This window comes from Paenibacillus sp. FSL P4-0176, from assembly GCF_037975265.1.
Lineage (GTDB): Bacteria > Bacillota > Bacilli > Paenibacillales > Paenibacillaceae > Paenibacillus > Paenibacillus amylolyticus.
Window position 1 is genome coordinate 1298546 of the sequence record NZ_CP150242.1, and the last position, 12951, is coordinate 1311496.

Genomic DNA, 12951 nt, shown 5'->3' on the forward strand with positions numbered 1-12951 from the left:
AGCTTTAGCCTGAATTGGGGAGAGATTGGATGACAGGCAGGAATGGATGGGCCAGATTTGTTGGTTTTAAAATGTTGCGACTTGTATCTCTATTGGTTGGAGTCAGTGTGTTGTCTTTTATATTAATGCAATTCTCTCCTGTTGATCCGATCGAAGCTTACATTGGTGGAGACATGATCAGGGTAAGCGCCGAACAGCGCAGTTTAATCGAAGAACGTTGGGGATTGAATGAATCTCCCGTGGAACGATTACTAACCTGGGGACAAACGCTGATTCAGGGAGATCTGGGGACATCAATGATCTACAGACAACCTGTAGCGGATATTATCCAGGAACGATTCATGAATTCTGTCGCACTTATGGCTGTAGCTTGGATATTATCTGGCATCATTGGTTTCACTCTTGGTGTAGTTGCCGCCATGAGACGGGATTCGAAGCTGGATCGCCTGATCTGTTGGTATTGTTATACGCTGGCTTCCACGCCAGTATTCTGGATTGCGCTGTTGTTGCTGATGGTATTTGGTGTGTGGCTTGGATGGCTTCCGGTTGGGCTTGGAGTACCCGCCGGGATGTCAGCTGATCAGGTTACATGGGGAGATCGGGTTATTCATATGATTTTGCCAGCGTTGACTCTCAGCCTGACCGGGGTAGCCTCTATTGCTTTGCATACCCGGCAGAAGCTCACAGATGTGCTCGAGTCAGATTATATTCTGTTTGCGAGAGCGCGAGGTGAGCGTGGATTTCAGCTGTTCCGTCGACATGGGTTCAGACATGTTGTTTTGCCAGCCATCACGCTGCAGTTTGCTTCGTTCAGTGAACTGTTTGGCGGGGCTGTGCTTGCAGAGCAGGTATTTTCATACCCTGGCCTTGGTCAGGCGACGGTTCAGGCGGGGTTGCGTGGAGATGTTCCACTGCTGCTTGGACTTGTGATGTGCAGTGCGATTTTTGTTTTCACAGGTAATATGGTTGCCGACATTCTGTATCGCTTGATTGATCCACGGATGAAGGAGGAGCTGATGTCATGAAGCAGACGGTAGAACGCTCCTCCGAGCAGACGACAGAAACAGCCAAAATACAGAAAGTGAAAACTGCGAATCAAGAGGTACGGTACAACATTAATACCGGGTCTCTACAAGCTGGGAATGGAACAGGAACATCACGCCCATCGAGAAAAGATTATACGGCTGCCAGAGACCAAAATTTCCGCAACCCTCGCCAAAGAGCGGTGATCTGGGGAAGCCTCGCGGTGATCTGGATTGCCGTTGTGTGGTTGACGGGCAGACTGCTTCCCACTGGTTCTACGCTGACTTCACTAATGGATCGGAATTTGGCTCCAACCTGGGCGCATCCATTTGGCACAGATTGGCTCGGAAGAGATATGTTCATGCGTACGTTAAAAGGATTGGCAACCAGCATTCAAGTGGGATTGCTTGCTGCATGTGGTGGCGGATTGATCGCACTGCTGTTGGGTTTGACTGCCGCTTCAAGCAAGGCTGCTGACCGGGTAATCTCATGGATTATCGACCTGTTCCTGAGTGTACCTCATCTGGTATCGCTAGTTATGCTGGCCTTTGTATTCGGTGGAGGTTTGGCAGGAGTTGCGGCAGCGATTGCACTCACTCACTGGCCGAATCTGGCTCGGATTGTAAGAGCGGAGATGATTCAACTGAAATCCGCAGAATATATTCAGATTTCACACAAGTTAGGCCAATCGCGGTTACGAATTGCAGTGCAGCATATGCTGCCACACCTGGTTCCACAGCTGTTCGTGGGCGTACTGCTAATCTTTCCCCATGCAATTCTGCATGAGGCAGCTATTACGTTTCTGGGGCTGGGGTTGTCCCCGCAACAACCGGCAATCGGAATTATTTTGTCCGAGTCGATGAGATATTTATCTGCTGGCATGTGGTGGCTCGCCTTTTTCCCGGGACTGGCATTGTTGTTGGTTGTTCGTGCGTTTGATGTATTGGGCAATAGTCTGAAGACGTTGACGGGTACAGGTAGTTCGAGGGAGGTGAGGTAAATATGGCTCTTCTTGATATTGAGGGAGTGTCGGTGTCATTTCGGCGCGCTCACGGCTGGTTTGGGTACGAACAGACTTATGTCATTCAGAATCTGGATCTTTCCATAAACGAGGGCGAGATCGTGGCTGTTGTAGGCGCAAGCGGATCGGGTAAAAGTGTGCTGGCGCAGGCCATCATGGGCATTCTGCCTGCCAATGCCAGGTTGGAGGGGCGTATTAGCTATGGTGGCGAGCCTTTGACCCCAGACCGACAGCTTCATCTGCGTGGTGATGAACTGATGTTGATTCCACAATCCGTCAGTTATTTGGACCCGTTGATGAAGGTGGGGAGGCAAGTTGAACCGGTAACCCGAAATTCGGGACGAAAACGCGGGTTTGTAACTCGATCCCATATGAAAAAGACGGAGCAGGAGCTGACCGAGCGGTATCATCTTCCTCAAGGAACAGCCGGGAAATACCCGTTTGAGTTGTCCGGAGGAATGGCAAGGCGGGTGTTAATGGCTACAGCGACCTCAGGTCAGCCCAAGCTGATCATTGCGGATGAGCCAACACCAGGAATCCATCCCGAAGTGTTGGCCGAGACGATGAAGCAATTTCGCAAGCTTGCAAATGAAGGCGTAGGTATCCTATGGATTACGCATGATGTTACGACAGCGCTGACGGCTGCCGATCGCATCGCTGTATTTCACGCGGGGACCAATGTAGAGGCGGCGCAGGTGGATGATTTTAAAGGGAATGGAGAACGTCTGCGTCATCCATATACAAAAGCGCTCTGGAATGCGTTGCCGCAGAACGGATTTCAGCCACTCCCAGGCTCCCAGCCGTTGGCAGGTCAAGAGATCACCACAGGCTGTTCATTTGCTCCCCGATGTAATGCAGCAAGCGCTGTATGTACCCGCGAACGTCCAGAGCTTCGTAAGGTACGGGGCGGAGAAGTGAGGTGTTTCCATGTCACTTGAAGCACGGGACGTGAGTTACCGTTATGATCCGAAATCGTGGGTGTTCCAGCAGATGAATATGCAGGTGAAACAAGGCGAAGTCGTTGGCTTGTGGGGACCAAGTGGCTGTGGAAAAACAAGCCTTGGACGCATCCTTGCAGGATATGCCGAACCTGTGGCAGGCCAAGTGCTTCTGGATGGGAACCCACTCCCACGTACAGGAGTATGTCAGGTTCAGCTGGTATTCCAGCACCCGGAGAAGGCTGTGAATCCACGCTGGAGAATGCGCCGCGTGCTGCAAGAGGCGTCTGTGCAGGATGAACAGTTGCTCGAAGCTTTGGGTATTCAGCAGACCTGGCTGGACCGCAGACCGGGTGAATTATCCGGTGGAGAACTGCAACGTTTCTGTGTGGCACGGGCGCTTGGTACAGCGACACGTTACGTGATCGCAGATGAGATGACAACGATGCTGGATGCGATCACTCAGGCACAGATCTGGCATACCGTGATGGAAGTGGCTCGCCAGCGTGATCTGGGATTACTGATCATAAGCCATGATCGGGATTTGCTGAACAGGTTGTGCGACAGAATTACACCGATGCCGATATCGATGTCACTGTAATTTTAATTATGTTCGAATAAAAAAAATGATCGAATACAAAAGGGGTGCCCCTTGTGCAGTCATTGACCATGAATATGAGTCATGGACTTGACTACGGGGCACCCTTTTTTCTATTTTGACAAATATTCACCATTTAACAAACAGTACACGTTTTGTTCGCAACGTACATACATGTAACTGACAACTTATTTGCCCGACACATTGCTTAACAACACAGATAATCTGCGCATCGCCTCTTCAACCGTGGAACGTGGACAGGCTACATTAATGCGCATGAACCCTGTGCCCTCTGTTCCAAAGAAGCTCCCGTCATTGAAAGCAAGCCCTGCTTCATGAAGCAGCATATTGCATAGTTGTGCATGTGGGATATTCAGCTCCCGGAAATCCATCCATAACAGATAGGTCGCTTCGGGCAGATGCATTTTAATCTGAGGCATATGTTCCGCGACATATTGCTGTACATACTCCATGTTTCCGCGGATATAGGCAAGGCACTCATCCAGCCATTCCTCGGCATCATTGTATGCAGCTTCGGTTGCAACAGCCCCCAATGTGCTGATATTGGCAAGTCCCATCGTTTTTACACCCTGCGCGAACGATTCCCGCAACTTGGCATTGGGGATGATGATGTTGGATGTGCAGAGGCCAGGAATGTTGAACGTTTTGCTTGGAGCCGTACAGATGATACTTAGATCAGAGACGGCGTCCGAGATCAGGGTCAGTGGTGTATGAGTTCCGCGCTGATGAACAAGATCGGCATGGATTTCATCTGAAACCATCAGTACGTTGTATTGCAGACACAGTGACGTAAGCCCTTCAAGCTCTTCACGAGTCCATACCCGTCCAACCGGGTTATGAGGACTGCACAGAATTAGCATTTTGACCCGACCGGTCTGCAAGCTGGATTCCAGTTGTTCCAGATCCATCGTGTAATGACCGTTATTCTCTATCAAAGGATTGGTGATCAGTTCACGACCTTGGCCACGTACTACTTCATAGAAGGGAGCATACACCGGAGTTTGGATGACCACTGCATCTCCCGGTTGAGTGAATCGTTGTACAGCAATGCTGAGTGCGGGCACAATACCTGGAGTGAATACGATCCAGTCATCGTTAATTTTCCAGTTGTGACGCCGTTCCATCCACCCTGCAACAGCTGCATGATACGCCTCAGTCCGTACTGTATAACCAAAAATCCCGTGTTCCATCCGTGTTTGCAGGGCCTGAATGACGGATGGTGGAGCAGCAAAATCCATATCGGCCACCCACATCGGAAGCGCATCAGCAGCACCGAAGATATCCTCAAGCGCATCCCATTTTTCTGATCCGGTAGAGATCCGGTTAATAGGCTGGTCAAATGTACTGTTATTGTTATTCATCGTATTTAATCCCCCTTGATTTCCGTTCCTTCGACCACAAATCGACAAATAATTATCTAATACATTGGTTAATTTCGCAACTATTGTGCATGTATGATTAGCTTCATATGTATGGTCCGGATTTCAGGACTTTATTCATATAAAAACAACTTAACGAGCCAGAGAACAGCGGGCATACGACAAAGACTATTTTTGTACGTCCTTGGTCCTGTTTTGTACATTTATCGTTTACAACCTCTTGTCAGATGCTATTATATTGCTAACATTCGGTGGAACAACGGGCTGTTATCCGAATAAGCTCGTACCCATACATGATGAGCATAACTACATGAGTCTTTCGCGTACATCGAGCGATCGCTTGAATCGTATTATGCATAAGGCTGACATTTGAACTCAGGAGGCGTTTAGGGATGAAAAGCAAAAAGTGGTTGATTGCTGCAGGTGTGTTTGGCATGGTGTTAACCGGATCGGCAGGTGTATATGCAGGTACACAACTGGAGACAATCAAAGCTTATCTAAACCATGGGCTCGCCATCGAAGTGAACGGACAGAAATTTACACCGACAGGTGACCAGGGCAAAAAGCTTGCGCCAATTACATATCGAGGCAGTACATATCTCCCGGTTCGTTCGATTGCCGATGCGTTAAAGACCGAAGTGAAGTATGATTCCCAAAACAATAAAGTAAGCATTGGCTCTTCAAGCTCCTCCGGTGGGTCAACATCCAGCGGCAACAGCGGATCGACATCACCATCTACAGGCACGAACTCACAGGCGGCAGGTGTGAAGTCGAAGTATCTGCCTGCAGATTTCCCATTACCTAAGGACGCAAAGGCGACAAGTCTCATTGAGAACATAATGGATGGTGACAAAAAAGTAGTGCTCACGTACACAACCAAAGAATCATTGCTAACCGTTGGAACATCCTACAAAGACTACTACCAGACCAAAAACTTGAGTCAGAACACTCAGGATATACAGGCAGACAGCTTCAACATCGTGGGTCGTGAAGATGGCAAATATGCCGTAACCATCACAGGTTCGGTGTCTGCAACCAACAAGGATCTGAATGAAATCACCGTAGTGTGGGGCGAAGAGTAATCCTTCCTTCTATAAAAGGTGAACAGCAAAAGCCGCCCGTTGAAATCATAACAGATTTCATTGGACGGCTTTTAGGGTTGAATCCATATCTGGTTCTATACTCTGAATTAATAGTCTAAATATTAGTCCGTTACAGGTACTCGTTGAACCATCCGGCAATATGCTCCAAACGGCGTACCCTCAAGTGAGGGTGACCTCCACGGGACAACTCGTGGTTTGCCCCTGGGAAACGAACAAGTCTTGTGGTCTGCTTGCGCCGTTTTAATGCAATGAACAACTGCTCGGCTTGTTCAATTGGACACCGCAGATCCTGTTCGCCATGCAAAATGAGCAGCGGAGTACTGACGTTTCCGACATAAGCGAGCGGGGAATGTTTCCATAGTTTTTCCGTGTCATCCCACGCGTTACCGCCAATCTGGTCTTCCGTGAAGAAATATCCAATGTCACTTACACCGTAGAAGGATAGCCAATTAGAGATGGAACGCTGGGTAACAGCCGCCTTAAAGCGGTCCGTGTGTCCAACAATCCAGTTGGTCATGAAGCCACCATAACTGCCCCCGGTTACGCCCAATCGTGATTCATCGATAAACTCATACTGGGACAGGGCATAATCCACACTCTCCATGAGATCGCGATAATCGCCACCGCCATAATCTCCGCGACAGGCGTCTACAAACTGCTGCCCGTATCCGAGGCCACCGCGTGGATTGATATACACAACAGCGTAGCCTTGTGCGGCGAGAATTTGGAACTCGTGCATAAACGAAAAACCATACATCATGTGCGGGCCGCCATGAATCTCCAGAATGGTCGGGATTTTGACCCCGTCGACCATGCCATGAGGTTTCATGATCCATCCTTGCAGTCGCAGGCCATCTGAGGAATTAAACCAGAAGGTCTCAGGTGTACTAAGGTGGATCTCATCCTCAAGCTGTGGATTGCTACGGGTGAGCTGAATCGGTTCTACCTCAGGATCTTCCGGTTGTTCATATATATATAGATCACCAGGATTTAGTGTATCGGCTACAGCGGCAACGATCTGCCCGTTTTCCAACTCGGCAAATTGATAAATCTCCCGTTCGTTAGGCCATATATAGTCAGCACTGCTGCCGTCTCGAGCGAATTTGGTAATGCGTACACTACCATGGATGGTCGCCAGACAGAAGATTGAAGAACCATCCCTGCTGAATACTGGCCCCGTGGTTGTCAGATGTGAACGCATGTCGCCAACAATGCTGTGATTCAACTGTACGTCCCAATCCGTGCTCAGACATACGAGTTCACCACCTGATATTGGAAGGGTGTACAACTTCACAAGCGTGGCATTTCCATAGGAACGGTCACTGGCGAGCAGTGCAAGAGATTGTCCATCCGGTGCAAAGGCCAGTCGGCTGAACGTATACCCTTCCGGGGTCAACTGCTTCACATCCGATCCGTCTGCCTTGGCGAGGTACACATGATTAGTCAGGGTGTAATCATTATGGTCCTCGCCTTCTTCAGGCATCTGCGCAATCCAAGCGATGGATGTTCCGTCCGGGGACCAGGCGTAGTCTCCAACGTCATAATGACCTGTAGTTACAGGAATTGCTTCCGCATCGATCGGTGCGAGAGCGAAAAGGTGGGAACGTCGACCGTTCCACAATCCACTGGCATCTGACTTCATGCGAATCCGGTCTACGACATGTTCTTGCAGCAGTGTGGGTTTGTCGTTTATAGGATCTGTATGTTCTGATTCTTCATCTCCGCTCATATCCGCGGATGATTTCACAAGCAAAGTATGACCATCCGGTGACCAGAGCAGAGAACTGACGCCATGTTTCAGGTGACTGATTTGCTGTGCTTCTCCGCCATCTGATGCGATAATCCAAACTTGGGATTTCCCATCAACCTCTCTTAAAAAGGCAAGCTGAGACCCATCGGGCGACCAGGCAGGGGAATGATCCTTCTCACCAGAGGTAAAGGGCCTGTCCTTCTGACTCCCCAGATGCAGCAGTCTCAGGTGAGAACAATAACCGTCACGTGCTTCATTCGTTTTCCGGCTTACATATACCAGTTGTCCGCCTTGAGGGGACGGAGTTGGATCATTAACCCATGTAATCTGATAAAGATCTTCCGATGTTATGCCGCGCTGACTCATCATTGTTTGTCCTCCCACCATGAATTAGAATTGGTTAATTTCCTAACCTTTCCATTTATATTAACGGAAAGCTAGGGACAGGACAATAAGGGTGACAACGGAGGGGACAGAAATAACCTGAAGAAGCGGAGCGTTCGCCTAAAAGCTTTCTGAAAGAAAGCTGCATCGGAAGCATAGGCTATCCCCGGATTTTCACTTTGAAAAAGTGGAATCGAAAAATCTGGGGATAACAGCGATCGGAAGGTTGTTCTGTCATCGGAGTGACCCATGCAAACATTCTTTAGTTCAATTCATATAGGTGTGTTAAAGGATTTGCTCGAAGGATGACGAATCCTAATGTTGAATAAGCGCAGAAATGACGAAAAATGGTCTTAATTCAATGTTTAACATTGGTTAATTTGGTTTAATGTACAATGCAATTCCTGTTCTACATTCAGGTATTTGGTTCATAACCATTCGTTTATATAGAACTTGTATGATTCAGTCGCAATGGAGGAGGAACGTCACGTTGAGCACATCCTATCAGCAGCATGTGGAATATCCAAACCGGAAACGAATGGCGTGGCTCACGGCAGGGGCAGCACTTTTTGTGGCAGCCGGATTTTTTTTGATTTTTGATCGTTCTTCAGTTACGAATGATTCCATCCTTTCGGATGTGATTGGACTTCTATCCATTTTGTTTTTCGGGCTATGTTTCTGTTACAGTCTGGTAAAGATGATCAAGAAGGAACCTTCTTTTGTAATCGATGAGGATGGGTTTGTGGATGCATCTTCTTATACCGCAGGAGGAGCCGTGGCCTGGAGAGACGTTGAGAATATTTTTATGTATGAATTAATGGGACAGAAAATGATCGGGGTCAAGTTGCGGGACGAGAAAGCCTTTCTGGATCGCCAGAACGGGATGAAACGCAAATTGATGACGGTCAACAGCAATATGGTCGATGCAACCATCAGCGTTGCCCAAAGTAGCCTCACAGTGCCACTGGATCAATTGTATATCATGATGATGAGCCACTGGAGACATGTGAGTGATAACATGATTTATGATTCGTATAATCGTCGTTAGAGAGGTCACAATGTCCATAGAGTCTTCAGAATGGAGGAATATAGATGATGCATGGTAATCAAACACGCACGATTCTACTTCCGGATGGAACTGCCCTGCCTGCGATAGGACAAGGCACATGGAACATGGGAGAGAAGCAATCCAGCCAGCAAGAAGAAGTACGCGCACTGCGTTCCGGTATTGAACTGGGAATGACCGTGATTGATACGGCGGAGATGTATGCAGAAGGTGGGGCAGAGGTTGTTACGGGAAAGGCCATCTCGGGCCATCGTGATGAAGTTTTTCTCGTATCCAAAGTGTATCCCCATCATGCGGATCGCAATCAGATGATTACGGCCTGTGAACGTAGTCTTAAGCGCTTAGGAACAGATCGCCTGGATCTGTATCTGCTCCACTGGCGAGGGGGAGTACCACTCGAAGAGACGGTTGAGGCTTTGGAACAATTAAAGCAATCCGGTAAAATCCTTCGCTGGGGTGTATCGAATCTGGATACAAGGGATATGCAGGAGTTATGGAGTCTGCCGGAGGGGTCTCAGTGCATGGTGAATCAGGTGCTCTACCATGCAGCTTCGCGTGGTATCGAACATGATCTGCTTCCCTGGATGCGGGAACGGAGCGTTCCTGTAATGGCGTATTGTCCACTGGCACAGGGTGGCAGACTTCGAAGTGAATTGTTGGAGCATCCAGTCATTCAGAAGATTGCGCAGGATCGAGGAGTTACGACTTCGCAGATCGCATTAGCCTGGGTGATCAGGGATGGAGATGTACTGGCGATTCCGAAGGCGGTACAGCTGAATCATGTGGCAGACAATGCAACAGCAGTGAATATCGTTTTGACACAAGAGGAACTCGCCCGTTTGGATGAGGCATTCCCTGCACCTAAAGGCAGTGTACCTCTAGATATCGTGTAGCTGGCTCTTTTTTATTGGATAAGCATATGAATAAGATAACAATACGATTAATAAAGTTATGCAGAGCAGATCTTCACGATCTGCTCTTTTTTTTGTCTGGATATCGATAGCAGAAGCTTGCCCATCAATTGAGCGAATATATATTTTAACAAATGGGCTTTACAACACTATTTCACTAGTGTACTATGTAACTAACACACCAGTACAGAGAGGAGCGAGAGCTTTGTGACTATAGAATTTGATAACAATTTACCAATCTATCTGCAGATCATGCAGTACATCAAAAGACAGATTGTAACCGGGACACTTCAGGCAGGTGACAAAATTCCTTCGGTTCGTGAACTGGCGGCTGAACTACAGATCAATCCAAATACAGTACAACGGACATTTCAGGAGCTTGAGCGGGAAGAAGTGGTCGAAACCAAACGGGGCTTAGGCAGATATGTGACCAGTGAGGAGCGGAAGATTATGACGATCAAAAAAGAGATGGCCGGTGAATTGCTGGAACGCTTTCTGACCGGAATGCAGGAACTGGGGATCGAAGAGCAGGATATCTTATCCATCGTAGCCGATGCCGTTGCGGAAGGAAAGGGAGGAACAACGCATGAGTAACATCCTTGAACTGAACCAGATCAATAAGACATATGGCAATAAGAAAGCGCTCAGTAATATTACATTGGATATTGCTCCAGGACGAATCGTAGGTCTGCTGGGTAGCAACGGTAGTGGAAAAAGTACGCTCATGAAGCTGGTTGCAGGTTTGTTGCATCCGAGTAGCGGAACGATTCAAGTCACAGGTAAGCCTGTTGGGCTGGAGACGAAGGCGTTGGTTTCATTTATGCCGGATCGCCCATTAACCGAGAAGTGGATGAGAGTGCGGGATGCGATTGCGTACTATCGCGATTTCTATGCTGATTTTGATGAAGAGAAGGCGCGGGAGATGCTGGACTTCATGAACCTTGTCGAGAGTGACCGGGTACGGCATCTGTCGAAAGGGATGAATGAACGACTACAACTAACACTGGCACTTTCTCGTAAGGCTCGTCTGTATTTGCTGGATGAACCGATTGGCGGAGTAGATCCGGTTGCGCGTGGCAAGATTCTGGATGCGATCGTCAAATTCTATGATGAAGACAGCAGTCTGATCATCTCCACGCATCTTGTGAATGATATCGAACGGATTTTTGATGAAGTTGTCTTTATTCGCGAGGGTGAGCTGGTGATGCGGGAAGAAGTGGAAACGCTCCGTCTGAAATATGGGAAAAGTGTGGATGAGATGTTCAAGGAGGTCTATGCGGAATGATGACATTATTGAAGTATGACTTTAGAAGGAACTGGAATACACTGCTGGCTGGGCTAGTTATTTTGATTATCGCTCAAGTGGGGCTTTCCCTTTTCGTGTCTGAGGTCACAGGGATTGTGCTTGGCATTATGGGTTATGTTGGAGTAGGTGTGGCTATTTATGTGAAAATGATCAAAACATACACGTCCAATATCCGATCATATAATCGCCGCCTTTTACCCGTAACGGGCCTGTCACATGTGTTGTCTCCCTTGATCTTTGGAGCCCTTTGCGGGTTGGGGTTAGTCATTATATTCGCGACTCATGCCTACATCTATATCTCAATGAAGCTACGAATGAACATGGCTACCAATATTGATCTTTCGGGTCTGCATGTTTCGGATTACATTAGTTTGTTGCTGTTTAGCGCATGGGTTATGGTATTCATGACCGTCATTATCTTCCTTTCGATCTCGATTGCAGGCAGCTTCCGTTGGAGAACGGGGCCATGGATTGGAATCGTTGCATTCTTTGTCCTCGTTAATCTGCTTGGCTGGTTGGAAAATATCATTACGACAGGACGTTTCAGTCCAAATGAGATGTTCCGGTATACGGAAGAAAGTACAGGTATTGCAATCACAGCCAATGGTGTACTATGGTCGGACGGCATGTGGGGAAGCATTGTATTTGAAGTCATTGTGGCGGTCATCTTGGTATGGGCTACCATTTACTTGAACAACAAAAAAGTCGAAGTTTGATGACAGGATAATTTGAACGTGATGCGAGCAACCAGAGTTGCTCGTTTTTTGCATCCAGTAATAATCCACTTTTTGAATCCATTACCATTAATTATACGTATATATAAATATATTGTGTGCTTGATGCGAGATTAGTTTAAAGAGAACAAAAGGATATGTAAGCGAAAGGAGGAAGCGTTATGGAACTATACTTCAGGGATAACTTTTTTAACGCGGGTTACACCGAGATTATGAATCCGAATCAGGAACAGGCCGGGCATCTGGATTTGAAAAGTGTCTTTGGTTCTTCGCTCGATGTATCGGATAACACGGGATTGGTCTGCAGCGGCAAATTTCGCATGTTAACGAATCGTTGGGATATCACTGCAGCAGATGGGAGACATCTGGGTGTGCTTCGGGCCAGGTTCAGTTTCTTTAACAAAAAGTATGAATATGATGCGGGATCACGCGGTACGTATGATGTGTCTGCCCCAGCATTTTCGCAGGAATATGATATAAGTGGCAGTGGTGGCCGCATCGTGGCCAGTTTCCGTCGCACCAGCGGCTGGTTTAGTTCAGGGGCATTTGTATTAGATAACCAGTCGGAACAACTGGACACGTATGAATTAATTGCAGTGGTCATGGGCGTGCACGCGATTAATAAAAGACGGAACTCGGCTGCCAGCAGTGGCGGAACGTAGTACAGGAGCGCATTAACCGTCATCTTAGCAAAGGCAGTCCCTTCAAGACTCGTTT

The 12951-nt window shown here is 47.9% G+C and carries 13 protein-coding genes; 11 read left to right on the plus strand and 2 right to left on the minus strand.

The window, feature by feature from the left end:
• Positions 1-29: 29 nt before the first annotated feature.
• The 4 genes from MKY95_RS05785 to MKY95_RS05800 are packed head-to-tail and all read left to right on the plus strand — an operon-like array spanning position 30 to position 3583.
• Positions 30-1025, plus strand: coding sequence for an ABC transporter permease (locus MKY95_RS05785; RefSeq protein WP_047841855.1), 996 nt, complete (start codon positions 30-32; stop codon positions 1023-1025).
• Positions 1022-2023, plus strand: coding sequence for an ABC transporter permease (locus MKY95_RS05790; protein ID WP_143781115.1), 1002 nt, complete (start codon positions 1022-1024; stop codon positions 2021-2023). The genes MKY95_RS05785 and MKY95_RS05790 overlap by 4 nt, the downstream gene beginning before the upstream one ends.
• A 2-nt stretch (positions 2024-2025) precedes the next feature.
• Positions 2026-2982 (plus strand): ABC transporter ATP-binding protein, encoded by a 957-nt coding sequence (locus MKY95_RS05795; RefSeq protein WP_339197508.1) that lies wholly within the window; start codon positions 2026-2028, stop codon positions 2980-2982.
• Positions 2972-3583: an ATP-binding cassette domain-containing protein gene (locus MKY95_RS05800; RefSeq protein WP_339197510.1), complete on the plus strand. Its 612-nt coding sequence runs from the start codon at positions 2972-2974 to the stop codon at positions 3581-3583. Before MKY95_RS05795 ends, MKY95_RS05800 begins: the two co-directional genes overlap by 11 nt.
• A gap of 185 nt (positions 3584-3768) precedes the next feature.
• Here MKY95_RS05800 and MKY95_RS05805 read toward each other — a convergent pair whose 3' ends face one another.
• Positions 3769-4962 (minus strand): MalY/PatB family protein, encoded by a 1194-nt coding sequence (locus MKY95_RS05805; protein ID WP_339197513.1) that lies wholly within the window; start codon positions 4960-4962, stop codon positions 3769-3771.
• Between the two features lie 410 nt (positions 4963-5372).
• On the opposite strand from MKY95_RS05805, the gene MKY95_RS05810 reads away from it, so the two are divergent.
• On the plus strand, positions 5373-6062 hold the full coding sequence (locus MKY95_RS05810) for a stalk domain-containing protein (RefSeq protein WP_339197515.1): 690 nt from the start codon (positions 5373-5375) through the stop codon (positions 6060-6062).
• A 130-nt stretch (positions 6063-6192) separates the two neighbouring features.
• Here the strand turns inward: MKY95_RS05810 and MKY95_RS05815 are convergent, their stop codons facing one another.
• On the minus strand, positions 6193-8202 hold the full coding sequence (locus MKY95_RS05815; RefSeq protein ID WP_339197518.1) for a S9 family peptidase: 2010 nt from the start codon (positions 8200-8202) through the stop codon (positions 6193-6195).
• Between the two features lie 505 nt (positions 8203-8707).
• On the opposite strand from MKY95_RS05815, the gene MKY95_RS05820 reads away from it, so the two are divergent.
• The 6 genes from MKY95_RS05820 (at position 8708) to MKY95_RS05845 (ending at position 12896) form a co-directional block, all read left to right on the plus strand.
• Positions 8708-9265, plus strand: a complete 558-nt coding sequence (locus tag MKY95_RS05820) for an STM3941 family protein (protein WP_076251260.1) — start codon at positions 8708-8710, stop codon at positions 9263-9265.
• Between the two features lie 44 nt (positions 9266-9309).
• Positions 9310-10176, plus strand: a complete 867-nt coding sequence (locus tag MKY95_RS05825) for an aldo/keto reductase (RefSeq protein ID WP_101314174.1) — start codon at positions 9310-9312, stop codon at positions 10174-10176.
• Between the two features lie 225 nt (positions 10177-10401).
• Positions 10402-10788, plus strand: coding sequence for a GntR family transcriptional regulator (locus tag MKY95_RS05830; RefSeq protein WP_036606428.1), 387 nt, complete (start codon positions 10402-10404; stop codon positions 10786-10788).
• Positions 10781-11479 (plus strand): ABC transporter ATP-binding protein, encoded by a 699-nt coding sequence (locus MKY95_RS05835; RefSeq protein WP_017690291.1) that lies wholly within the window; start codon positions 10781-10783, stop codon positions 11477-11479. The genes MKY95_RS05830 and MKY95_RS05835 overlap by 8 nt, the downstream gene beginning before the upstream one ends.
• Entirely contained in the window at positions 11476-12216 is a 741-nt protein-coding gene (locus tag MKY95_RS05840; protein ID WP_339197522.1) for a hypothetical protein, read from the plus strand. Before MKY95_RS05835 ends, MKY95_RS05840 begins: the two co-directional genes overlap by 4 nt.
• 179 nt (positions 12217-12395) lie before the next feature.
• Positions 12396-12896 (plus strand): hypothetical protein, encoded by a 501-nt coding sequence (locus tag MKY95_RS05845; RefSeq protein ID WP_076251264.1) that lies wholly within the window; start codon positions 12396-12398, stop codon positions 12894-12896.
• Positions 12897-12951: the final 55 nt, after the last annotated feature.